This is a genomic window from Providencia sp. PROV201 (genome assembly GCF_028479545.1).
Taxonomy (GTDB): domain Bacteria; phylum Pseudomonadota; class Gammaproteobacteria; order Enterobacterales; family Enterobacteriaceae; genus Providencia; species Providencia huaxiensis.
In genome coordinates, this window is the sequence record NZ_JAMPNW010000001.1 from 276,734 (window position 1) to 301,737 (window position 25,004).

The 25,004-nt window shown below is 39.3% G+C and carries 20 protein-coding genes, 3 tRNA genes and 2 pseudogenes; 15 read left to right on the plus strand and 10 right to left on the minus strand.

The genetic code is table 11. The annotated features are described in order from the left end of the window. The first annotated feature begins 401 nt into the window (after positions 1–401). The 4 genes and pseudogenes from PR809_RS01290 to PR809_RS01305 form a co-directional block, all read left to right on the plus strand. Positions 402–1,397 (plus strand): acetyltransferase, encoded by a 996-nt coding sequence (locus PR809_RS01290; RefSeq protein WP_272524424.1) that lies wholly within the window; start codon positions 402–404, stop codon positions 1,395–1,397. A 147-nt stretch (positions 1,398–1,544) separates the two neighbouring features. After that, the gene (locus PR809_RS01295) at positions 1,545–1,814 is read left to right on the plus strand and encodes a hypothetical protein (protein ID WP_102139576.1); all 270 of its coding nucleotides are present in this window, start codon (positions 1,545–1,547) and stop codon (positions 1,812–1,814) included. A 239-nt stretch (positions 1,815–2,053) separates the two neighbouring features. After that, complete coding sequence (locus tag PR809_RS01300) at positions 2,054–2,317, plus strand: phage antirepressor KilAC domain-containing protein (protein ID WP_256372932.1); 264 nt, start codon at positions 2,054–2,056, stop codon at positions 2,315–2,317. Then, a pseudogene (locus PR809_RS01305) lies at positions 2,314–2,568 on the plus strand (ORF6N domain-containing protein); the annotation flags it as partial. The gene PR809_RS01300 and the pseudogene PR809_RS01305, both read left to right, overlap by 4 nt. A gap of 154 nt (positions 2,569–2,722) precedes the next feature. Here the strand turns inward: PR809_RS01305 and PR809_RS01310 are convergent. Beyond that, positions 2,723–3,112, minus strand: coding sequence for a hypothetical protein (locus PR809_RS01310; protein ID WP_102139573.1), 390 nt, complete (start codon positions 3,110–3,112; stop codon positions 2,723–2,725). Positions 3,113–3,284: 172 nt separating this feature from the next. Here PR809_RS01310 and PR809_RS01315 point away from each other — a divergent pair, with 172 nt between their 5' ends. After that, positions 3,285–3,428, plus strand: coding sequence for a hypothetical protein (locus PR809_RS01315; protein ID WP_206276184.1), 144 nt, complete (start codon positions 3,285–3,287; stop codon positions 3,426–3,428). 26 nt (positions 3,429–3,454) lie between these two features. Here the strand turns inward: PR809_RS01315 and PR809_RS01320 are convergent, their stop codons facing one another. After that, entirely contained in the window at positions 3,455–3,586 is a 132-nt protein-coding gene (locus tag PR809_RS01320; protein ID WP_272524425.1) for a hypothetical protein, read from the minus strand. 216 nt (positions 3,587–3,802) lie between these two features. Here PR809_RS01320 and PR809_RS01325 point away from each other — a divergent pair, with 216 nt between their 5' ends. Next, entirely contained in the window at positions 3,803–4,240 is a 438-nt protein-coding gene (locus PR809_RS01325; protein ID WP_206276185.1) for a PD-(D/E)XK nuclease-like domain-containing protein, read from the plus strand. Further along, positions 4,213–4,928: pseudogene (locus tag PR809_RS01330) on the plus strand (site-specific integrase); the annotation flags it as partial. The gene PR809_RS01325 and the pseudogene PR809_RS01330, both read left to right, overlap by 28 nt. 34 nt (positions 4,929–4,962) lie before the next feature. Here the strand turns inward: PR809_RS01330 and PR809_RS01335 are convergent. After that, a tRNA-Lys gene (locus tag PR809_RS01335) sits at positions 4,963–5,038 on the minus strand. Between the two features lie 255 nt (positions 5,039–5,293). On the opposite strand from PR809_RS01335, the gene cycA reads away from it, so the two are divergent. Further along, positions 5,294–6,694, plus strand: coding sequence for a D-serine/D-alanine/glycine transporter (gene cycA / locus PR809_RS01340; RefSeq protein WP_102139570.1), 1,401 nt, complete (start codon positions 5,294–5,296; stop codon positions 6,692–6,694). Between the two features lie 68 nt (positions 6,695–6,762). Here cycA and putP read toward each other — a convergent pair whose 3' ends face one another. Then, on the minus strand, positions 6,763–8,247 hold the full coding sequence (gene putP, locus PR809_RS01345; RefSeq protein ID WP_102139569.1) for a sodium/proline symporter PutP: 1,485 nt from the start codon (positions 8,245–8,247) through the stop codon (positions 6,763–6,765). Positions 8,248–8,746: 499 nt separating this feature from the next. Here putP and putA point away from each other — a divergent pair, with 499 nt between their 5' ends. Continuing rightward, a complete protein-coding gene (gene putA / locus PR809_RS01350; RefSeq protein ID WP_272524426.1) occupies positions 8,747–12,730 on the plus strand; it encodes a trifunctional transcriptional regulator/proline dehydrogenase/L-glutamate gamma-semialdehyde dehydrogenase in 3,984 nt (1,327 codons plus the stop codon). Between the two features lie 220 nt (positions 12,731–12,950). Here the strand turns inward: putA and fliZ are convergent, their stop codons facing one another. Then, a complete protein-coding gene (fliZ, locus tag PR809_RS01355; RefSeq protein WP_102139567.1) occupies positions 12,951–13,469 on the minus strand; it encodes a flagella biosynthesis regulatory protein FliZ in 519 nt (172 codons plus the stop codon). A gap of 1,058 nt (positions 13,470–14,527) precedes the next feature. Between fliZ and PR809_RS01360 the strand changes: the two genes are divergently transcribed. Further along, entirely contained in the window at positions 14,528–14,836 is a 309-nt protein-coding gene (locus tag PR809_RS01360) for a DUF5339 domain-containing protein (protein WP_102139566.1), read from the plus strand. Between the two features lie 165 nt (positions 14,837–15,001). Here the strand turns inward: PR809_RS01360 and mgtA are convergent, their stop codons facing one another. From mgtA to cspE, 4 genes are all read right to left on the minus strand, one after another. Continuing rightward, positions 15,002–17,704, minus strand: a complete 2,703-nt coding sequence (gene mgtA / locus PR809_RS01365) for a magnesium-translocating P-type ATPase (RefSeq protein ID WP_206276186.1) — start codon at positions 17,702–17,704, stop codon at positions 15,002–15,004. Positions 17,705–17,853: 149 nt separating this feature from the next. Further along, the gene (locus tag PR809_RS01370; RefSeq protein ID WP_042847948.1) at positions 17,854–18,552 is read right to left on the minus strand and encodes an MgtC family protein; all 699 of its coding nucleotides are present in this window, start codon (positions 18,550–18,552) and stop codon (positions 17,854–17,856) included. 395 nt (positions 18,553–18,947) lie between these two features. Continuing rightward, positions 18,948–19,139, minus strand: a complete 192-nt coding sequence (gene dsrB, locus PR809_RS01375) for a protein DsrB (protein ID WP_181489861.1) — start codon at positions 19,137–19,139, stop codon at positions 18,948–18,950. Between the two features lie 103 nt (positions 19,140–19,242). Next, positions 19,243–19,455, minus strand: coding sequence for a transcription antiterminator/RNA stability regulator CspE (cspE, locus tag PR809_RS01380; RefSeq protein ID WP_004909801.1), 213 nt, complete (start codon positions 19,453–19,455; stop codon positions 19,243–19,245). A 479-nt stretch (positions 19,456–19,934) separates the two neighbouring features. Between cspE and PR809_RS01385 the strand changes: the two genes are divergently transcribed. The 3 genes from PR809_RS01385 to PR809_RS01395 all read left to right on the plus strand — a co-directional run bounded on the left by PR809_RS01385 (position 19,935) and on the right by PR809_RS01395 (position 21,019). Beyond that, positions 19,935–20,438: a YlaC family protein gene (locus PR809_RS01385; protein ID WP_206276187.1), complete on the plus strand. Its 504-nt coding sequence runs from the start codon at positions 19,935–19,937 to the stop codon at positions 20,436–20,438. Positions 20,439–20,573: 135 nt separating this feature from the next. Further along, positions 20,574–20,649: transfer RNA gene (locus tag PR809_RS01390), tRNA-Asn, on the plus strand. 294 nt (positions 20,650–20,943) lie between these two features. Then, a tRNA-Asn gene (locus PR809_RS01395) sits at positions 20,944–21,019 on the plus strand. A gap of 137 nt (positions 21,020–21,156) precedes the next feature. Here PR809_RS01395 and PR809_RS01400 read toward each other — a convergent pair. Then, positions 21,157–22,059 (minus strand): LysR family transcriptional regulator, encoded by a 903-nt coding sequence (locus PR809_RS01400; RefSeq protein WP_206276188.1) that lies wholly within the window; start codon positions 22,057–22,059, stop codon positions 21,157–21,159. A gap of 153 nt (positions 22,060–22,212) precedes the next feature. On the opposite strand from PR809_RS01400, the gene PR809_RS01405 reads away from it, so the two are divergent. Further along, entirely contained in the window at positions 22,213–23,754 is a 1,542-nt protein-coding gene (locus PR809_RS01405) for an MFS transporter (RefSeq protein ID WP_102139561.1), read from the plus strand. Between the two features lie 23 nt (positions 23,755–23,777). Then, positions 23,778–24,836 (plus strand): HlyD family secretion protein, encoded by a 1,059-nt coding sequence (locus tag PR809_RS01410; RefSeq protein WP_102139560.1) that lies wholly within the window; start codon positions 23,778–23,780, stop codon positions 24,834–24,836. Positions 24,837–25,004 lie beyond the last annotated feature (168 nt).

Consider the following 25,004-nt stretch of genomic DNA (forward strand, 5'->3'; position numbering starts at 1 on the left):
AATATCTCAAACTCTGCAGTTACAGTAATCCCTGTTTATTCAGTGCATTACAGAATAATAGTACCCTATTTCAAACCGCCTCTTTTTAACTGCTCAAAACTCAATCAAATTTTACGTTCCCAACCAAAATCAACTCTCCCTTCAAATAGCCTCTCAGTTTTTTAGTTCGGCGCTCTAATAGCCTGTGATTTTATCCTGCCATTGAGTGCTAAAAAATTAAGCGGTACTTTATATTCCGTTCCTAAACTAGCTAATTTTTCACAATAATAGTGAGGTAGTAACGCAAAAAGACTAATCAATATTTGACAGGTATTTACCCATTCTATAATCCTTAAAATAATTCATTTCAAATTAAAACCTCAATGAGGTACAATTAATTAGTTTTTAGATAGGGTATATGTATGAAGAAAGAAAATAGTTTAATCTCAAATATAAAAAATAGCGAGCAACCATACTGGCCTACACTAAAATTAATGTTAAGCTCATTAATTGTTTTTAATTTTTATTTAAATTTAGTTGATAAAAACAAATATTCATTGCTTATTAATGCTTTTGACTTAACATTAATACCTATGTTTGTATTTATAGTCGCATTTATAACAAAAAATACAACATGGAAAGAGTTACAATCTCACCTTCTTCCTGCTTTTATAATTTACTTTACGTTTCAAACAATCGATATGCTCCCACTCTATTTTACCGGTGAGTTAACGTTAAAAACATATCTATTTTCTCCTCAGTACGGAGTTTGGTTTTTTTTAGCAACACCTATATGGCAAGCTATCTTTTTATTACTACCAAAAAGCGTTAAATCAAACAAATTCAAGCTATCTACAATCTTAGCTAAATCACTATTAATTTCATTAATAACAAAAACTTACCTTATACCGATCTCAGGGTTTTTCTCGGTTATTTTATACTTTCCTTTTTTTGTAATAGCTTACTTCATTAACAATGAAAATATATCTTCGCTAAGAAAAACTCCTATTATTTCTATTTTCTGCATAACAACCTTAACTATTTTATTCCTTAATTATCGAGAGACTTTCTTTGAATCAGTATTCAACACAATTAGTCCATATTTATTTCTCGTCTCATTTTCTGTCTATGTTTTAAATTTTGCAATAAGCCTAATATTAGGTTTGAGCATTATTTACTTTTCTTTATCAACCCATAAATATGCAAAAGTATCAAACAATGCCTTAGGTGTTTATTTGATTCATCCTATTATTTGCTTTGTTATATTACAAACTTTAAATTATTTAGGCATAGAACTTAGCTTGCCCCTAATAATAACAGCGACTCTAGTCACAATTAGTTTAGCACTTTTATTAGCGTCAAACTCAATTATTCATTGGTTTATTGAGCCAGTATTTCGCTCTAATAAATTGAAATAATAAATTCATGAAGGATGTAATAGCACCCTCTTAAATGTCAAATATATTATTGGCATAGATAATGTGAACAGAACCTTTACAAAACTTGTAACCCATTTAATATTCATTTGATAGTATCCCATTGAATTCATCACAATGGAGTGTTTTATGCGCAAATATATTGCACCTTTAGCGGTAATCTCAATCACACTATCTACGTTCGCTATGGCCAGCTCTATACAAACCTCATCAGAATCTGTACAGGTAAAAGATGGTGTTATTAGTGCCCCTGAAGTCACCATTAAGTTAAACGGAACACAATCAGACAAAGGGTCACAGGAAAAGATTATCGTAGAAGCTGATTCTATCGAAATTGTCGATGGGGAACTGCGAGCAAAGGGCGCTAAATTATATGAACAGAATAAGGAAATAGAATAAGTAACTTATTGCCTGGGCAACGACAGCTCAGGCAATAAAAAACCCGCCGGAGTATTTTTTTATTCCAACTTCGTATTCTTCTTTATACTCATTCCTTGTTGCAACACATAGCCACTTATCTGTGGATTTGCCATTTTCACTTCTATGTGCCCTTATTTGTTCTAGAATTTTCCCTTGCCTCTATCAGCTATGCAAGAAAGGGGCGATTAGAAAAGTATTGAGATGATTCTGCGATATGCATACTTAGCACCAGATCACTTAAGCAATTGCAAGTAAATCCTAAAAAATTGTTCGACCTAATGAGCCATAGCAAATGGATTTACCGCCGTATCGGTTCGGTTTGGATTGGCTATCAAGATAAAATCCAGCAAGACTTACTTGAGCATAAAGTTTCTGTAGTAAAAAATCGCACTGGTGAAGATAAGCAAGTGTCACAAGTTCGTGTTACTGCCAAAGGTTTATCTAAATTAGCAAAACTGTTAAGCGTGGAGGTAATGGCATGAGCGCATTAACCGTTCAAAATTTACCGCCTGTTCAACATAACGGGTTTCGTGTAATCACCACCGAACTCTTAGCTAACGTTTATGAAACTGAAATTAATAATATTCAGCAAAATTTTAAACGTAATAAAAAACGCTTTATCGAGGGCAAGCATTACTTCAAGGTTGTCAGTGACGCACTCAATAATTTGCGACTGACAGTGAGTCAGTTACAAATATCAGCCAAGGTTAGAAGCCTTATCCTCTGGACAGAATGCGAAGCTTAACCCTACCTAAGAGTATGAAGTTACGCGCAGACTGGCAGAAATGAATGGTGTTATTTACGCCAACCTCATGAGTCCGCAAGGAACTAAATCAGGCAAGCTATTAGCCTAACCACCCAGCCCAAGGACGGGCTAGATTTGGTTATCATTTTGGACTTCTACCGTTTGCATCAATCAACTTCCAGACCCCGCTATTGTATTGAAATGTCATTGTGAATTGATTATTTACCATCTCAGACCAGTAATCCAATATGACGGTGTTTCCTTCAATATAAATAACATTTAAATTGTGAGGAAAGTCAGATTCTTTGTTTCTGTGATAAAAATACCTTTGAACTTGATTATCAAAATCTGGAATAGCTTTGCTAATTTCTACTATAAAACCTTTTAAGCTTTCAAAGTTGTCTACTTGCTCTGGCTCTAGCCCAATAACAATGTCGTGCTTTTGGGATACAGTAACCTCATCGTAATTGAGAATTACATCACCCAACGTTGTAATAAAATCTTCAGCTTGATACCTATTTATTCTTTTCATCTCACCATCCTATCAATTAGTTTCAGTAATGCTAACTTAGCGGGAGTGCGAATTGAAGCAAAGCACACTTTCAGATTATGCGTTTAAGTGATATTTTATTTTCTCTAATTTAATAAGGGTGACTGTATGGGCGTAGAATTTCATATAACTCGTTCTGAATGCTGGTTTGATAGTGAAAGTAACCCGAACAGTAGCGATGAATGGCTACTTATCTAACTCATGGCAAGCCAAAGAACTTGATGAGACTGGCGACTCAGCGGCAGAACAAATAGGGTTGATAGCTGACGCAGCTTACTTGATGGCGATTCAATGTTAAAGGCTAGGGGTGATTGGATAGGAGGCTCAAATCATGCCATTCATATAGCCAATCTTAACCACCAAATCAAACACTACAAACGGGTCACTCAATGTTTGCATATACCCCATTCCATTGAACGTAGTGAAATTAATAATAAAAGTAGCGTAAGGTGACATTTTTATACCTGAAGAAAAGTAAAATTATCAATCAATAATAATTTACAAGAATTTTTTCTCAATCAGACAAAAGCTAAATACCCCACCACAACACATTTCATATTGCTATTAATAGTGAGGAATACGCATATTTAAGGAATAGAAAATGACGATTCAAGAATCAGATGAAGCATGGAGCGCTTTTTTTGAGACTGAAAAAAGCGAAAGAAGGTTATTGTGAGAGAGGGAGTTATTTACGGGCTAAGTAATGAAGACTATCACAATGATGAGGCTATAAGCTCAACGTCAGTCAAAGCTATTAGCGTTAGCCCTGCCAATCTGTATTTTAACCCATTTAAAGGAAGTAAATCGGCGCAGATTGGAACGGCAATTCATGCAGCATTACTCGAGCCAGAGGTATTTGAAACTGATTTCATACTTGAGCCAGAAATAAAAACTCGCGCATCCAAGGAGTATAAGGAGCTAGCGAAAACCTACAACGCTGACAGTATTCTAATAAATGGCGAAGTAGAAACAATCACACCGATGATTGAGTCTGCAAGGATGAATACCGACTTTATGGATTACATGGCGGCAAAGGAAAAATCAGAAGTATCCATGTTTGCCACCTGTCCGATTACTGGATTATCACTAATAATGAATGCCAAAACGTGATAGCTAAGATGAAAAACAGGGGGTCACAAAAAGGCTTTCCCTCACAGTCATCAAAGTATTCACACTTGGCATTTATTCGCTCACTACTAAGAATAGCTGCTAATGAGTTAAGTGGCTGACTCGAGAACAAGCTACGGCGTTAATTTATAATGCCGCCGATTACCTAAAGCCAGTTATTACCTTTGCATTAGCTACTGGTCTACGAAGGGGGAATATACTTAGCCTTGAGTGGAGTCAGGTTGATTTAGTGAGAAAAGTAGCTTGGATTAACCCCGAACAATCCAAAAACTATCGCGCGATAGGTGTTTCGCTCAATGACACTGCTTGTCAGATTATTCGGGATCAGATAGGCAAACATACTAAATATATTTTTGTCAGAGAGCGTAAGCAAAATGGTGTTATTGATTTAGTGCCAATGACGGTTAACGCAAACAAGGCATTTAATTCTGCCATGAAAAAAGCTGGTATTGAAGGGTTTCATTTTCATGATTTGCGTCATACTTGGGCGAGTTGGTTAATTCAAGCTGGTGTGCCATTATCAGCATTGCAAGAAATGGGCGGATGGGAAAGCATAGAAATGGTAAAACGATATGCCCACCTATCACCCATTCACTTGCAAGAACACGCCAAAAACATCGATGATATTTTAAATCTGAATGGCACGAATATGGCACGCAAGATAATTTAAAAAATCACAATCACACCTAACTCATTGAAAATCTTGGTGGGTTGTGGGGGGCTCGAACCCCCGACCTAATGATTAAGAGTCACCTACTCTGCCAACTGAGCTAACAACCCGATACAAATTATTTAACGCCTAACAATTGCTACAGTCAATATGATTCTGCTATTTTTATTACCTAAGTTAATTTTAAGTTGCGAATGTAAAATTTAAGAAAACTAATGCTTGAATAAACATCACTTCGTTCCTAACAAGATAACTTTTCCTTACTCTAATTGAGATTTGTGTCACAATATTTCACGCAAACATAACCACAAAATTAAAAAAAAGACTGTGGCTAATTATCACAAACCACTACGGACATCTTTAGTATGGAAGAAAATGCGAATTCACTATCAACACAACCCAATACTGATCGTAATCAACTAAAACGTAGCCTTAGTAACCGCCATATACAACTTATTGCAATTGGTGGTGCAATTGGTACTGGCTTATTTATGGGTTCTGGCAAAACCATTTCACTCGCAGGCCCATCGATTATCTTTGTATATATGATAATTGGCTTTGTACTATTTTTCGTGATGCGCGCAATGGGTGAACTGCTACTTTCTAATCTGAACTACAAATCATTTAGTGATTTTTCTGCTGACCTTATCGGCCCATGGGCAGGCTTTTTTGTCGGTTGGACATACTGGTTCTGCTGGGTTATCACCGGTATTGCCGATATCATTGCGATTACAGCCTATGTGAGCTTTTGGGCTCCTGATTTTCCTGAATGGGTAACCTCGTTTATCTGTGTGGTCACCTTATTAACGCTCAACCTAGTTTCTGTCAGGCTATTCGGTGAGCTTGAATTCTGGTTCGCCATGATAAAAATTGTGGCCATTGTGGCTCTCATTGCTGTAGGCGGCACATTAATCGCCATGAATTTCCAATCCCCTACTGGCCATACTGCATCTTTAAGTAACATTTGGAGCGATGGTGGAATGTTCCCGATGGGGATCAGCGGCTTCTTTGCTGGCTTCCAGATTGCTATTTTTGCATTTGTTGGAATTGAATTAGTAGGTACGGCGGCTGCGGAGACACGTGATCCTGAGAAATCTTTGCCAAAAGCTATCAACGCAATCCCTATCAGGATCATTGCATTTTATGTCTTATCTTTAATTGTCATTATGGCTGTCACTCCTTGGCGAACCATATTGGCCGATAAAAGCCCATTTGTAGAAATGTTTGTCCTGATAAGCCTACCGGCAGCGGCAAGTATTGTTAACTTTGTGGTTCTAACTTCTGCGGCATCTTCAGCAAATAGTGGTGTGTTTTCCACCAGCAGAATGCTGTTTGGGCTTTCAAAAGAAGGTGATGCACCAAAACAATTTAGCCAATTGTCTAAAAAAGCAGTGCCTGCTACCGGGCTAATTTTTACTTGTATCTGCCTCAGTTTTGGTATTGTTCTGATCTATTTTATTCCTGATATCATGCATGCATTCACGCTAGTCACAACCGTGTCTGCTATTCTCTTTATGTTTATTTGGAGCATGATTTTATATAGCTACTTAAATTTCCGTAAAAAACGCCCTGAAATGCACAAAGCATCTCATTACAAAATGCCTGCTGGAATTGTGATGTCATGGTTAAGCCTCGCCTTTTTCGCCTTTATGGTCGTGCTATTAGCATTTCAGCACGACACAAGACAAGCCTTAATTGCCACACCAGTTTGGTTTATTCTATTATTTATTGGTTACCAATTCGCCAAGCGTAGAAAAAACCATTAATGATAAAGCGTAAAAAGGCCGAGTAACAATACTGTTAGTCGGCCTTTTGATTTTATAAGCTCGCTCGATTAGCTTGCTTTATATTCTGCCTCAGCCTCGTCAAAACGAGCTTGAGCTGCTGCACTCGGCGCTTTAGTCATTAAACTCACAACAACAATAGCGATTGTTGCTAATAAGAAACCAGGAATGATTTCGTACAAATCAAACCATTTGTATTTCATCCAAACTAGCACTGTCACAGCGCCAACTAGCATTCCTGCAAGTGCCCCCGTACGGGTCATTCGTTTCCACATTACAGAAATTAAAACAACAGGACCAAATGCCGCACCGAAACCCGCCCACGCATTACTCACTAAAGCCAAAACTTTATTATTTGGGTCACGAGCAATATAAATGGCAATTGCAGCGACCAACAACACCATAAAACGCCCTACCCACACTAACTCTTTTTGACTCGCACTCTTACGGATAAAAGGCTTATATAAATCTTCCGTTAACGCGCTTGCACAAACTAATAACTGGCAACTTAACGTACTCATTACCGCTGCTAATATGGCTGATAATAAAATACCAGCGACCCATGGGTTAAACAAAATCCCCGTTAACTCCATAAATATGCGCTCATTATTTTGCATGACCGACCCCGCTAAAGCCGGGTTATTTTCAAAATAAGCGATACCAAAGAAACCAACCGCAATTGTTCCACCTAGGCATAACACCATCCATGTCATACTAATACGTCGAGCAGAACGAATAGTACGCGCAGAGTCTGCTGCCATAAAACGCGCTAAAATGTGAGGTTGCCCAAAATAGCCTAATCCCCAACCTAGTAATGACAGAATTGCGATAATATTCATGTCTTTAAACATATCAAGATATTCAGGGTTTTTAGCTTTAATGACTTCAATAGAGGTATCTATTCCCCCTAAAGAAAGGATCACAACAATAGGTGTTAGAATCAATGCGAAGATCATTAATGAAGCTTGAACTGTATCAGTCCAACTCACCGCTAAAAAACCACCTAAGAAAGTGTAAGCAATGGTCGCGAGTGCCCCTAACCACATCGCTTTCTCATAACTCATATTAAATGTGCTTTCAAATAATAAACCACCTGCGACCACACCTGATGCACAATAAATCGTAAAGAAAACTAAAATAACAACAGCAGAAATAATACGTAAAATCTTACTATTATCTTCAAAACGGCTCGTAAAATAATCAGGTAATGTTAGTGCATTATTATTTTTTTCTGTTTGGACACGTAAACGCCCTGCAACAAATAACCAGTTAAGATATGCACCGAGACTCAAACCGATAGCAATCCAACTTTCAGAAATCCCGGCTAAGAAAATCGCACCCGGTAACCCCATAAGCAACCAACCGCTCATATCTGAGGCTCCAGCGGACAATGCAGTTACAACACTGCCTAAACTTCGTCCACCCAGAATATAATCGTCAAAGTTTTTAGTTGAGCGATAGGCTATATAGCCAATTAGTAACATGCCAGTAATATATACGACGAACATAATGATCATCGGAGTGCTTACAGTCATCCTGTTTTCTCCATTGAGTAGCTTTAAAATTATTAGTTATCTTTATAAGTTGCCGTTGATAACTTGTAACTTCATGGTGTTGCACTTTATTGCACATATTTAATTTATCTGCACTAACACCAAATAGGTTGTGATTGTTTGTGTTGCACTAACTTAATATCTTAACTGCCCCATCCTAGACAGACTCATATTAAATTAACAAGAAATTAACTATTTTTTATTGCATAAATAGAATCCATATCACAAATGTTAAAATTTAAACTAAAATTCACAATCAGATGTTTAACTGTCCCGCCAAGAAAAATAAAACGTAACCACATGTAAAATATAATAATTAAATAAACACTAATTTAATTGAAATTATTAAAACTTAAAAAACTCGATATGTTTCACATTTCCTTTAGAAATCACACTTAACAATGTTGCACAAAGTTGCAACATTAAGATAATGTGGTGTAACTTTTTTGATTAAAATGACTCGTGACCTAGAGGAATTAAGATGAGTAGCACTACAACTATGGGTGTGAGACTTGATGAAGCAACTCGTGAACGCATTAAAAATGCCGCTCAGCGTCTTGACCGCACATCACATTGGCTTATCAAACAAGCTATTTATAATTACCTAGAACAACTCGATAATGGCCAAGCCTTTCCAGAGCTATCACCCGGTATCGATGTAAAAGAAAATCAAACTTCTGATGAAGACACCACTGTTGAATCTAACTATCAACCATTCTTAGATTTCGCAGAGCACATTTTACCACAATCTGTAAAACGCTCTGCAATTACTTCTGCTTACCGAATTCCTGAAACACAAGCTGTGCCAATGTTATTGCAACAAGCACAACTCCCTACAGAACAAGCTGAAGCCGCTCATAAATTAGCGTATTCAATCGCTGAAAAACTGCGTAATCAAAAAAATGGCATCGGCCGTTCAGGCTTAGTTCAAGGTCTACTTCAAGAATTTTCACTTTCATCTCAAGAAGGTGTCGCATTAATGTGTCTCGCAGAGGCCTTATTGCGCATTCCTGATAAAGCAACGCGAGATGCGCTTATCCGTGACAAAATTAGCAATGGGAATTGGCAATCACACCTTGGCCAAAGTAGCTCAATGTTTGTCAATGCCGCAACTTGGGGATTGCTGTTTACGGGTAAGCTAGTTTCTACACATAATGAAGCAAAACTATCAACCTCACTTAATCGCATCATCAGTAAAAGTGGTGAGCCTCTAGTGCGCAAAGGCGTTGATATGGCAATGCGCCTTATGGGAGAGCAATTCGTCACTGGCGAAACTATCTCCCAAGCACTCGCTAACGCACGCAAACTCGAAGATAAAGGCTTCCGATATTCTTACGATATGCTAGGGGAAGCCGCATTAACGGAAAAAGATGCGCAAGATTACATGGTGTCTTACCAGCAGGCTATCCATGCTATTGGTAAAGCATCAAATGGCCGCGGTATCTACGAAGGCCCGGGTATTTCAATTAAGCTATCGGCACTGCATCCACGTTATAGCCGTGCACAATACTCTCGCGTGATGGAAGAGCTTTATCCACGCCTGTTATCCCTCGTATTACAAGCACATCAATACGATGTGGGGATTAATATCGACGCCGAAGAAGCTGACCGCTTAGAAATCTCTTTAGATTTGCTAGAAAAACTCTGCTTTGAACCACAACTTGCGGGTTGGAATGGGATAGGCTTTGTTATCCAGGCTTACCAAAAACGCTGCCCATTTGTGATTGATTCAATTATAAATTTGGCTGAACGCAGCCAACGTCGTTTAATGATCCGCTTAGTAAAAGGTGCTTATTGGGACAGTGAAATCAAGCGCGCTCAAATGGATGGACTAGAAGGTTACCCAGTTTATACGCGTAAAGTGTATACTGACGTTTCTTATATTGCCTGTGCGCGAAAACTCCTATCGGTTCCCAATTTAATTTACCCACAATTTGCAACGCACAACGCACACACCCTCTCAGCTATCTACCAAATTGCAGGTAAAAATTATTACCCTGGCCAGTACGAATTCCAATGTCTACATGGAATGGGCGAGCCACTTTATGAGCAAGTTGTTGGTAAAGTCGCTGATGGCAAACTAAACCGCCCTTGCCGTATTTATGCACCTGTTGGTACACACGAAACTTTATTAGCCTATTTAGTGCGTCGATTATTAGAAAATGGCGCAAATACTTCATTTGTAAACCGTATCGCTGATGCCACTATTCCTCTCGATGAATTAGTTGCCGACCCAGTCAAAGATGTTTTAGAACTGTCAAAAACTGAAGGGCAAATTGGCTTACCGCATCCAAAAATTCCATTACCACGTGATCTGTACGGCCTAGAACGTGTGAATTCAATGGGGCTTGACCTATCAAACGAACATCGACTGGCTTCGTTATCAAGTGCCCTACTGAGTACGGCTATGCAGCAAAAAATCGCAGAACCACTGTTAGGGGGTGATTTCCAAGCTTCGCAAGCGTTACCTGAAGCAACACCGATTACTAACCCGGCTTGTCATAAAGATATTGTCGGCCACGTTCGCGAAACAACAGAACAAGAAGCTGAACATGCATTAAATACGGCTAACGATGCAGGTACTATCTGGTTTGCAACCCCGCCTTCTGAACGAGCTGCTATCTTATTACGTGCGGCTGATCTCATGGAACAACAGCTACAGCCGCTGTTAGATATTTTAGTGCGTGAGGCAGGTAAAACCTACAACAATGCGATTGCAGAGGTTAGGGAAGCGGTAGATTTTCTTAATTACTATGCAACCCAAGTCAAAAATGATTTTGATAACAATACGCACCGTCCTTTAGGGCCTGTGGTCTGTATTAGCCCATGGAACTTCCCATTAGCAATATTTTCAGGACAAATTGCTGCCGCTCTCGCAGCAGGTAACACCGTACTCGCGAAACCGGCTGAACAAACACCATTAATCGGTGCTATCGCAGTATCTATTTTGCATCAAGCGGGTATTCCTCGCGATGTACTGCAATTTTTACCGGGTAAAGGTGAAACCATTGGCGCTCAACTCGTTGGCGACACTCGTGTTCGAGGGGTCATGTTTACTGGGTCAACAGAAGTCGCAGGGTTACTTCAACGTAATATTGCAGGACGCCTAGATGCACAAGGCCGCCCTACCCCTCTGATTGCAGAAACTGGCGGGTTAAATGCAATGATAGTTGATTCTTCTGCACTCACAGAACAAGTTGTCACTGATGTTGTCGCATCTGCATTTGATAGTGCGGGTCAGCGTTGTTCGGCACTGCGCATTCTATGTATCCAAGAAGATGTCGCAGATAGAACCATTCGTATGTTAAAAGGCGCAATGGAAGAGTGCCGCATGGGGAATCCAGAGCATTTATCAACCGATATTGGCCCTGTGATTGACCGTGAAGCAAAAGAGAATATCGATCAACATATTCAGAAAATGCGCAGTAAAGGGAAATCTGTTTTCCAAGCTGCATTTGAAAACCATGATGATCAGCAAGAACAAATGGAAGGAACCTATGTTAAGCCGACATTAATAGAACTTGATGATGTAAGTGAACTGAAAAAAGAGATCTTTGGCCCTGTTCTTCACGTTGTGCGTTTTAAACGAGATGAGCTAGAAGCACTCGTTGAACAAATTAACGCTGCAGGTTATGGGCTGACATTGGGTGTCCACACTCGTATCGATGAAACTATCAACCAAGTCGTTTCAAAAGCTAAAGTTGGCAATCTGTACGTAAACCGAAATATGGTTGGTGCCGTTGTTGGCGTGCAACCTTTTGGTGGTGAAGGTTTATCCGGGACTGGTCCTAAAGCAGGTGGTCCATTATATCTTTACCGTTTATTAAGCGAACGCCCAGATAATGCTGTTTCAAATACTTTAGAGCGACAAGATAGCCATTTACCTATGGATGCAAGTGCCAGAACTATTTTACTTGAGCCATTTGAAGCACTTACACAATGGTCTGAAAAACAAAACTCGGCTATTTCGCCTTCCGTAATTGAGCTATTTACACGCCATAGCCAAACAGGAACCACCCGTGTATTACCGGGCCCAACGGGAGAAAGAAATACCTATACCTTGCGCCCTCGTGGTTTGATTTTATGCCTTAGTGATAATGAACAAGATTGTTTAACCCAGCTAACCGCTGTACTTTCTGCGGGTTGTCAGGTGTTATGGCCAGATAGTGAGCTCCATCAGAAGCTGTTCAAATCACTGCCTGAAAAAGTGAGAAAAACCATATCGCTAACTAAAAACTGGATAGAAACTAAAGAGCCAATCGAAGGCGTTATTTATCATGGTGATAGCGATCAGCTAAAAGAGGTTTGCGCGGTAGTTGCACAACGTAAAGGGCCAATTATTTCAGTACAAGGCTTCGAACGCGGTGAAATTAATCTTCTGACTGAACGCTTACTTCATGAACGTTCACTGAGTGTCAATACCGCTGCAGCAGGCGGTAATGCTAGCTTAATGACAATAGGATAATAAACAAAAAGCCTGACCTCGTTATCTACGATGGTCAGGCCATATATCACAGTATCTTTGTTTAAAAATACATTTATCTCATAACAACAACAGTCATCGTTCCTATCAGATAAATGCTATCCCAGATACCTGCACGCTAAAAACATAAAAGGTGCCCATGAGGACACCATTGCTTAAAAACAACAATGAAAATAGCGATACTTATTTTCAATATGTCATTCTAATTATTGCGTTTTTCTGATTCCCAGAATAAATACTGTTCATATTTACGTAATGCAATATTGTAATTACTAAATGCAGAATCTGTCATTTTCTCACTTAACTCATCTTGAACTTTACTTGCAGTAAATTCTTTCATAGAAAAATTAGAGGACGATAACAGTTCGTCTAAACGGCGTAAGCGAACAACATATTCACGAACAGTACTATGGCTCATCTCAGTCTGTAAGAATAAATACTGTTTAAATGACATAATATCAAAATAATCAGTATTGCTATTGCAATAAATTTCACTACAAAAACGACAAAGTGCAGTAAATTTATCTTGCAGCTCCCCCCAGGCACCTTCATCGACCAATTCAGTCATATCAGCGATAGCTTCTTTATTTAAGATGTCATCGTTGAAAACTAAAGAGATGCGATCAAGAGTCTTGTGACAATGTGCACAATGAGTTTGGCTGTGTTTAAAATCTTTGATGTAACGACTCAGAGGCCGTTTCTTTACAATAGAAGCAGACATAATGGTAAAGCCCTGTGTGTAAGTCTAAATATAAAATTGTAACCAAATACATCAGGCTACATACATTGTATGCCCATAGCATTAATATAATATCTGCTATGTTGCATGGCGATATGGTGAACCCATATCATATATTCTTACTTTACCTTTAGTGAATTGATCACACTAAAAATGTACAGTAAGAAAAGTTATTACCCTTTGTTAAACACATTCTAACCCGTCTCTCGCTCTTTGGCGAATTTCTACGGTGAGTCAATTTTGGTATGAATTTGAGTTAGCGTCAACAAAATTAACTTAGTTGTCGTTAACTCTGTACACCTATCATTAACCATTAGTTAAGCGATACTGACATATTAGTTCGCTTAAAAACAAAGACTCTACCTGATAATTTCATCTGCGTACAAAGAAAATTTAATTTAAAAATCAAACTTATACTGATACAAAGGTTTTATTCTTAAATTTGTGAAGTAGCTCACTTTTCACATCTATAATTGCATCTTAAATGAACAGCCATTAATTCTGTAAATATTTCATAGTGAAAACGTATCATTCGACCGTAAATATTTTGTTACAAATAAACGATTTTTTAATACATTTAATTTCATATAAAAAATGTTATTTCGATATTAAAACGCTGATACGGGCACTCAATATAGGTAAACCCACGTATTAAACATAATTCTATGGTGATGGCTGAAGCATAATTATTGCCAAAAAATATGTTTATTAAATTAAGAGACCGTAACGCTACCTATCCTTCTTTTGCAAACTCGCCTTTAACTTTTTTCTCTCTAACTTCAATTACGTTATCCACCAATCACTCTAAATATACGTAGAGCAGTCAAAGAGATACCATAACCGCATGATAAAAAAAGATTTACCTAAACCCATGAAGTTATATAGTGAGAATGCCTACAAATAAAATACGATAGCCTAATCAAATTAAAATTTAATTAGCTAGCTAAAATATTATTTTAGGATTTGTCACGTTTGATATTAAAAACATCTCTTATATACTCAATTCGCTATATAAATAAATAATTTTAATAAGGTTGATTATGAAAAAGTTAATTTTAGCTTGTGGTATGGGGTTATTGGCACTGACAATCACTGCTTGTTCGGAAGAAGAGAAAAAAGGCGAAGTTGCTGGTGCAACTGAAACTTGTAATGCTTACTTCGCTGAAGTTGATAGCTTAATTGCTAAAGCTTCAGAAAACCCGCAAGCAAAAGCTCAGCTAGATGCAATGAAAGGTCAGCTGGAAGAAGGTAAAAAACAAGTTGCTGCACTACCTAAAGATCAACAAGATAAAGCTTGCCAACAAGGTATTGATGCAATGAAACAGATGAAAACTGCTTTAGGTCTGTAATAAGCCCTATTCTTTTTATTCTGTAAGATCAAAAAGAGCCATTGTCATTATGGCTCTTTTTATTTTTTGAATATTAATGAGTTACAGTAAATATTAAATAACCCACACTAGATACCTAACAAAACAGATAAGAGGTTATTGGACCTCACCCCTTTTAACGCTATTTTATAACCAAGTTCCAAAACGTTTGATATAAAATTGCTTCATCAGCTGAGCGACAACACAATAGCTCACTAATGTAAGTGCTAGCCATGGGAAATATTCTATTGGTAACGGTTGTAATCCTATCATTTCACCAAATGAAGAAAATGGAATATATAACCCAAGAGCCATAATTAACCCCGTTGTTAGCATAACAGGTAGTGCCGCAGTACTTTGTATAAACGGTATTTTTTGTGTTCTTAACATATGAACAACTAGCGTCTGTGAAAGTAACCCTTCAACAAACCAACCCGATTGGAACAACGCTTCATGAGCAACACTATTCGCTTGGAACACGTACCACATTAGTGCGAAAGTCGTAATATCAAAGATAGATGATGTTGGCCCAATCCAAATCATAAAGCGACCGATATTTTTTGCATCCCATTTGCGGGGGCGCTTTAAAAACTCTTTATCCATTTTATCCCATGGCAATGCAAGCTGGGAAATATCATACAGCAAGTTTTGAACGAGCAAATGAATGGCTAGCATCGGTAGGAAGGGAATAAATGCGCTCGCAATTAATACAGAAAATACGTTACCGAAGTTAGAGCTCGCGGTCATGTTTAAGTATTTAATAATATTACCAAAAGTCTCTCGTCCTTTAATCACCCCTTGCTCTAATACCATCAAATCTTTTTCAAGTAGGATAATATCCGCAGACTCCTTAGCAATATCCGTCCCTGTATCAACTGAAATTCCCACATCAGCATCACGTAACGCAGGCGCATCATTGATCCCATCACCAAGAAAACCAACCGTATGTCCATTAGCTTGTAACCGTTTTAAAATACGGGATTTTTGCAGCGGTGTTAATTTACAGAAAACTGAAACCTGTTCAACTTTTTGGCTCAACTCTTCGTCTGTCAGCTCTTCAACCTCTAAGCCGGTCATGATTTCACTGATATTTAAACCAACATCATGACAAATTTTTTCAGTAATAATCGCATTATCACCCGTCAACACCTTAACCGTCACACCATTTTCACGTAGTGCAGCAATAGCTGAAATTGCACTTTCTTTTGCAGGGTCAAGAAAAGTTAAAATGCCTTGTAATTCTAACTGATACTCAGCTTGAGCCGAAAGCGGTAAGCTGGCTTCCGCTTTATTCAAATGACGAGTAGCGAGTAACAATACACGAAATCCCTGTCTGTTATAGTCACTCACTAGCTCAGTAATTTTTGTTCTTGCTTGGTCATCCAGTAAATGAAGCTCACCATCTTGTTGGTAACTTTGGCAAACAGCTAACATTTCCTCAGCCGCTCCCTTACAAATAAGTAGGGCTTCACCTTCCGGTGTTCTCACAGTTACTGACAATTTGCGTCGAATAAAATCAAAGGGCAATTCATCAATTTTCTGGAATGCTTTTAGCTGCTCAACTTCGCTGTTACCTCTACCTCGACGGATAATAGCCTGATCCATCATGTTCTTAGCACCACTTTGGTGAAAGCTGTTTAGCCAGGCTAATTGCAAAATTTTACTATTTTTCTGCCCATTACTATCTAAATAATGTTCTAAAATAATACGATCTTGCGTTAATGTTCCCGTTTTGTCCGTACACAGCACATCCATCGCACCAAAGTTTTGTATCGCATTTAACCTTTTGACAATCACCTTGTGTTTCGACATGGCGATTGCCCCTTTGGCTAAGTTTGAGCTTACAATCATCGGTAACATTTCGGGCGTTAGCCCCACGGCAACAGCCAGTGAGAATAATGTCGCTTCGAACCAATCTCCTTTTGTAAACCCATTGATAAGCAATACAATTGGTACCATGACTAACATAAAACGGATCAATAACCAACTGACACTATTCACACCACGATCAAACGATGTTTGCGCACGGCTTCCCACAATCGATTTGGCCAGTGAGCCTAAATAGGTTTTTCCGCCCGTTGCTACTACAATTCCACGCGCTGTACCACTGGTAACATTGGTTCCCATTAAGCAGATATTTGAAATTTCTAACAATTCATTTTCTGTTGGCGATACAGGTTCTAAACTTTTAGCTGAAACATCACCCAATGTGTCATATTTTTCTACAGGTATTGATTCCCCTGTTAGAATGGCTTGGCTGATAAACAAGTCTCTTGATTCAACAAGTTTTAGATCAGCAGGAACCATATCTCCTGCGGATAACAACACAATATCCCCAGGGACTAGGCATTTAATTGGTACCTCTTTTCGAACAGAACGCCCCGTTTTATTATCACGACGAAATACAGTCGCTGTCGTACGAACTAAGGATTTCAAGGCTTCTGCGGCTTTATTGGTTCGATACTCTTGCCAAAAACGTAAAAATCCACTCAATAAAACCATCGTGACGATAATAATCACCCCGGTTAAATCTGTTTCTTCGCCTTGACGTTTGGGAATAACATAATCCGTAAAAAAGCTCACAATGGCTAATATAATCAGTACGAATATGAATGGATTTTTAAAAGAAGAGATCAATTGTTTCCATGCTGGAGGGGCTTTTTCATGAGCAACTTCATTTTCGCCTTCAGTAACAAGGCGATCCATTGCCTCATTCTCTGGTAAGCCTAATAAATTTGTTTGATATTCATTGAGCACTTGCTCAATGTTTTTACTCGCTTGTTCGCCAACAATAAATTTTTGGCGTGCAGCCGCTTTGACGCTTTTGCGCGGTTCTCTTATTTCAGTCATAACGTTGTCTCGAATACAACACTCGTGATTTTTACGCTATCCAACTGAAATAAAATTAAATTATTATCAGTAGGATAGCTCCAATTTATATCTCCATGACGGAGGGTGGTCGTCCATTTCAGCTCCTATAGTGAGTTAATTTAAAGTCATCAGGCAGGTAGCTCTGATGCCACTTTCCAATTGATAGCACTAACACTTTGCTCAAGACTTATTCTGCATACCAATGCTTCAATTTCTTTTTGCTCGGCAGGTGTCGCGAGAAATTCAGCACACACTTCCAGCTGTTCAGGTTTCAATGTGTCTGCACTGCTTAACGATCGCAACCGAATATGTAATCCGTTAATTGCTTGTAAAATAAGTGTTCTTACTAAGATTTCATCCGTTTGATGGCACATGACACGAATTTTATAACGTTGTTCTACATCGAGTGCTTGCTGTTGTGGTTGCTTATTAATTCGTGAAGCGGCTTCTCTTAACAAAATATTGGCGCATAAAATTAATAACGTCGCCATCAATGCCAGAGAGTATTGCCCTAATCCACATAAAACACCGATCCCCGCAGAACACCAAAGTGTTGCCGCAGTGTTTAGCCCTCGGATGTTCATGCCTTCACGCATGATTACTCCCGCTCCAAGGAAACCAATTCCAGACACCACTTGAGCGGCAATACGCCCGGGACTATCTGGTGATGTCGTTACAGAACTTAAAATAAACACGGCTGCGCCAGTTGCAACCAGTGCATTCGTTCTCAAACCCGCCATTCGTTGACGCCATTGGCGCTCAGCACCAATTAATGCACCAAAACACATAGCAGACAGTAAATTTAAAATATCAGGGGAAAAAAGCATGATAATCCCTCCAAAAATAACTTGGATAATGATTTATATGCTTAATAAAAAGCATATAGCTATATTTTGAGTAAAATAAATTACTCAAAAACCATTAGCTATTGCCTGGAGGAAATAGAGAATAAACATATACCAACATGATACACACTCAATACAGCTATAATACGCTATTTAATTAAATACAATTATAAGGGAGTAGTGTGATGAGGAAACATCAGATACCGCCCGCCGTCGTGGCAAGCAGCAAAAAGAAAAGAAGATTACTGGCTTGCCATTAAATTAAGTTTTTATTCCAACTCTGACTGTCCAAGTAATAATCTCCTAAGTAAAAGATGGGAGGAGTATAAGTGGGGAAAATTATTAAGTAAAGAACAAAGTGTCCATTAAATTGAAACTTATCTTTCAACTGGCGTAACAAAAATCCCTTCATCACCTTCTTTTTCATTAAAGAACCAAATACCTTCAGGGTAATCAGGTAATGCAATTAAATACATTATCCCTTCATTAAAAGGTTCGATAAGTAAAATAGTACCTTCTCGGCGCTCTTCTCCGTCTGTTTTTACATAAACACGGTCATTAATATTCATAACACTCTTTTCCCAACAAAATAAGTTAACCATAAATGTAGCGCATACGAAAAAGCCCGTCATTAAAAATGACGGGCTTTAGAAAATCAGTTAAGCAATTAGCTTAGATAGCAGTTACGTTAGCAGCTGCTGGGCCTTTTGCACCGTTTTCAATGGTGAATTCAACTTGCTGACCTTCAGCCAGAGTTTTGAAACCATTGCCCTGAATGGCAGAGAAGTGGACGAAAACGTCTTTGCTACCATCAGCTGGAGTGATGAAACCGAAGCCTTTAGACTCGTTGAACCACTTAACTTGACCTTTCATTTTGTCGGACATTTGACTTTTCCTATATAACATCAAAAAAACTTGCCTTTTGGCATATACGGGCCAGAGTCAACTATTTAATCAGGGAAACACCAAGATGAAGCGTCACGGTCAAAGGCTATCTGTGATAACTTTTTTCTTTAGAACACACTAACTCAGTAATCATACATCAAATAGGACTGCTAAACAGGCCGATACTCATTAACTCATGACTTAAAGATAATAGCAACTATTTTATACGAGCAAACCTGAAAAATATGCCGTTTTTTCGATTACATCACTTTTATCGACTATAACGTTAACAAAATCGTTGCATTTAGTTGATAATTTAAAGAAAACTTTAATTTAAAAAGCCAGCAACTCACTCTATGTCAGTAAGAATTATCTGATACGATGACAATCTGTGTAAATATTTTTTTTAACTGATATATAACAATCTCAATTGCTCGTGATACCCTCCTAGTATAGATATCTGACAGAGAGTTATACACATGGATATTATCAAACAAATACTCGTCGAAGATTTGGATACCATCAATAAACGTGAAAACCGTGATGGGAAACCTTATTTTAATAGCCAATTTCTTGCCAATCACCCTTATTTATGTGTCGGCATGGTTGCAGCTTATGTCCCTCTTGCCATTATTCTTTGGTATGCCCCTTATTTTGGCCCTTATTGGGCTCTGGGTATCACCATCCTCTTTATTGTGTTAGCCAGTGTGCTACTTTTTGACATTAAGCCTGTTTATCATTTTGAAGATATTGGTGTGCTAGATTTACGTGTTTGTTATAACGGGGAATGGTTTGTCACTGAACCAGTTTCTGATAATGCAATAAGCAAAATTATTGATTCACAAGATGTTAGCCCTGCTATCAAACAAGAAATATCACGTTTAATTGCTTTAAAGGGAATGATTTCATTTTATGATATCTATCACGTCGCTTACCCTGAAGTTTCTCCGCAATTATCTGGCACGCTTGCGGCTCAAAATTAATTCAATATCAATTAACTAGAGTAAAACTTCATCATAATGTGCAGTGAATGAACAGTTAGATATTTTTTCTGTTTTTATGATTGACAGCCTGAGATGATATCGTTAATATTCGCCTCGTTCTCAGGAACAAGCAATTCCTCCATAGTTCAGTCGGTAGAACGGCGGACTGTTAATCCGTATGTCGCTGGTTCAAGTCCAGCTGGAGGAGCCAAATTTAAAAAGCCCGCTTAATGCGGGCTTTTTGCTATCTGTCTTTACTTTCTGTTTTTGCTCTCTGTTTGATATATCCCTTACTACTGCATTGCATTGAAGCATTCACCTTTATTATCAATAGTCCCCTAGCATCTTCTATAAGCCGCATAATATGGGCAAAACCATCACTTATTGGGATAGATAATCACCAAATCGATTACTTAACACTCACTTGGCTGTTTTTTTCGTTTTTATGCTTTACAACAGTGAACAGGATGGGTAATATGCGCCTCGTTCTCAGGAACAAAGCAATTCCTCCATAGTTCAGTCGGTAGAACGGCGGACTGTTAATCCGTATGTCGCTGGTTCAAGTCCAGCTGGAGGAGCCAAATTTTAAAAGCCCGCTTAATGCGGGCTTTTTGCTATCTGTATCTATCTGAAAATTTTACTTATTAATATTGCTCTGCTTACTACTCTTATTGTGTTTCCAAAGCAGATACTAAGCACCTACCATAAAAATAAAACGTTATTCTTTCTCTAGAAAAAATTGTTTAATCGTCTGGCGCAGCCATTGATGTGCAGGGTCTCTGTCCAACCTTGGATGCCATGCTTGCACGATGAATATCGATTCTAACTCCAAGGGAAGTTCAATCTCAACCAACGGCAAATTAACACTCTTTACCCCTTGCAGCACATGACGAGGGAGCGGCAAAATATAATCAGAGTTCATTGTTAGCATCATGGCTGAATGAAAGCTAGGTAAGGTCAACACAACATTGCGTTGTAATTGAAGGTCGCGTAATGCGTCATCAATTGGCCCAAGCGTACGCCCTCTGCGTGATACGCTGATATGCGGGAAATGTGTTAAACTTTCAGGCGTCACCTGCTCGATAATCGGGTGCCCTGGGCGAACTAGTGCCTGAAAAGTGCTGGTGAATAAGCTCTGAGCCTTAATTTCAGGGTGCCAATCTCGAGAAGAACCGATAACTAGATCTACCTTACCACTACGCAAAGAATCATCTTCTGTATCGCTTTCTGCGATAAAAACTAAACGGCTTTGTGGAGCGAGTTCCCTCAGCTTTTCTAATAACCCGCCTCCTAAAGCACCAATAAAAATATCATTCGCACGAATAACAAATGTTCTTTCTAATGTTTTTGGATTGAATAATTCGTCAGGATCAATTAGCGCTTCTGCTTGAGCAATAATATGGCTAAGTTGTTCTTTTAGTTCTAATGCTCTCGGTGTTGGTACTAATTTACGCCCCGCCCTGACGAGGATCGGGTCATTAAATTGCTCACGAATTCGCCCTAAAATTCGGCTCATAGCGGGAGCACTTAAATTCATTTTTTCGGCTGCCCCTCCTACACTCCCCTCTTCCAATAATAAATTCAACGCATAAATCAAATTGAAATCAATTTTTTGTGGCATTCATCCTCCTCGCCCCTTTGCAGCCCTCCTTATTATTGGATTGCGTTTTATGCAATAATTTAATTACATCATTTCATTTTAAACAATTTAATAAAGTTTAGATACTACTGCTGAAAAATGACAGAACAAATTTTTAAATAGCAGGAGTTTGAAATGGTTGATGCGTCTATCACGCAGCCCAAAAAAAACAAATGGATAGCCAGCGCGAGTGAGATCAGTGGTCGCACATGGATGGGGCTATTTGGTGTTTTTTTAGCGGTAATGGCGAGTGGCGTGGGAGAAAACGCCAGTAAATTCGCTCTAGGCGATATTCAGGGCGCAATGGCATTAAATATTGATACTGGCAGTTGGTTAATCACTTGTTATGTAACCGGTTTTGTAATTGGTTCAGGATTTACGCCTTGCTTTTGGCCGACATTCTCACTACGTCGTGTGGCTCTTGTTATGTGCTCTATTTATCTGATTGGCGGGTTAATTACACCATGGCTTGGAGACCATTATGCCCTTCTATTGACAATACGTAGTTTACAAGGCTTTGCTGGTGGCGCTCTCCCACCGATGTTAATGACGGTAGTGCTGCGTTTTATGCCTCCGCTTATTAAAGTTTTAGGTTTAGGGGCTTATGGCTGGGTTTCTGCCTGGAGTGCTACTTTTGGTGCCACTGCAGCCGCTTTTGCCTTCCACTGGGGATGGAGTGGATATTTTTATTGGAATTTGCCTCTTATGGCGATAGCCACCATCTGCATTGGCTTTGGTTTGCCGCAAGACCCTCTACGCTTAGAACGACTCAAACAGTTTAACTGGCGAGGTTTACTTCTGGGTGGAAGTGCTCTTGCCATGCTCACTGTGGGGATTTCTCAAGGGGAACGCCTTGATTGGCTAAATTCATCATTAATTTATGTTTTATTAATTGGTGGCCTTGGCCTATTAGCCCTGTTTTTGATAAACGAGTGGTATCACCCATTACCCTTTTTCAATTTACAGTTACTTGGCAAACGAAACCTGTCGTTCTCATTAATCACCCTGGGTGGTGTGTTGTTGATTATGGTTTCTTTGGTGAATATTACCTCTGGCTATTTATCGGCTATTCAAGGGTATCGCCTAGAACAAACCTCAGACATGATGCTATGGGTATCGCTTCCACAACTCATTACGCTCCCTATCATTGCCATTATTTGTAATACCCCAAAAGTTGATTGCCGTTGGGTACTCGCCATGAGTTTACTTTTGATGGCAGCCGCTTGTGTTCTCGCATCGCAGCTGACTCCTGATTGGAATGGCGACAACTTTAGAATGATTTCCCTCTTGCAAGCCGTAGCACAACCCATGGCCGTCATTCCGCTGTTGATGATGGCAACAGGTGGGTTATTGCCCACTGATGGCCCCTTTGCTGCGGCTTGGTTTAATGCCGTTAAAGGTTTTGCGGCAACGGCTGCTGGGGGAGCAATCGCCCTGTTAAGCCGCCAGCGAGGCGATTTCCATTCGGGCGTAATTGCTGACAGCTACGGCAGTACTTATCGCGATACTGCCACAAACTCTATCGGTGAACTCACTAAACTCGCCTCAAACCAAGGGCATGTTTTAGCTAGCTCAGACCTATATTTGCTAGTTTCTGGTTTGGCACTGTTATTAACCGGGCTAATTTTAGTGATGCCGACTCGTATTTACCCACCGCGGTCTGTTGCCGCTGCTTAGTTATTGATTATCAGGAAATTAGAATGAGTAAGATCAAATTAAAAATTAATAAAAATGTCGCTCTGGCTATCACCGCTATTGCTGTTTTGATGGGAGGGTTATTAATTAATAAGTTCGCGATTAAAAAAACCGCCCAAAATACCAATGATGCCTATATCCGTGCAGATATCTCGCGTATTTCACCACAAATTTCAGGCGTAGTGACCGAAGTTCTCGTACAAGATAACCAATGGGTTAAAGAAGGTGAATTATTAGCCGTCATTGACCCTAGAGAATTCACGGTTGCACTTTCTCAAGCGGCTGCACAAGAGCAATCCGCTCGCGCACGTCAAGATGATGCAAAAGCCAATTTAACACGTCAGCAAGCCTTGATCGCTGCAGCAGAAGCCCAACTACAATCGGCAAAAGCTGAACTGCAATTTGCGCACCAAGAAAAAATTCGCTACCACAAAATGGCAAATACCGGTGCTGGCTCACAACAAGCTGCACAACAAGCAACCACACGTGTACAAACAATGACAGCAAGTGTTGCACAAGCCGAAGCATCATTAAAAGCAGCCAAAAATATGTTGCAAGTATTAGAAGCAAAACAGGCCGATAGCAATGCTGAATTGACATTAGCACAAGCTAAAAAAGAGATGGCCGAGCTTAACCTCTCCTACACCCGTATTACTGCGCCCATTGGAGGCATAATTGGTAAAAAAAGTTTGCGTGTCGGTGAGTTTGTCAAGCCAGGTGATGCCTTAATGGCCATAGTTCCCCAAAACAAGCTCTACATCATCGCGAATTATCAAGAAACTCAATTGGAAAATATTACTCACGGCCAAGTTGTTGATATCAGTATAGACACCTTCCCAGGGAAAATATTGAAAGGCTATGTCGACAGTATTGCGCCAGCGTCTGGTGTGAGTTTCTCCCCCGTTGCCCCAGAAAATGCGACAGGTAATTTTACTAAAATTGTACAGCGTATACCTGTAAAAATTATTTTTGATAGCAACGCCGACCACGCTGCGATGATGGATGCATTACGTGTGGGCATGTCCGCAGATGTCACCATTAATACACTGGATGGGAGCCGCTGATGAACAAAACTGGGCTACCACACAGAACTCAGCAACTTTGCCCACCGAATGGTGGGTTGTTTTAAATTTATCAATGAACGGATGGCCCCAAAACCTCGCTGCTTGCCAAAGGGGATTGGAAGAAAGGGGAATCTAACTTTAAGAGCGCTATTTAGGTCGCTTATTAGG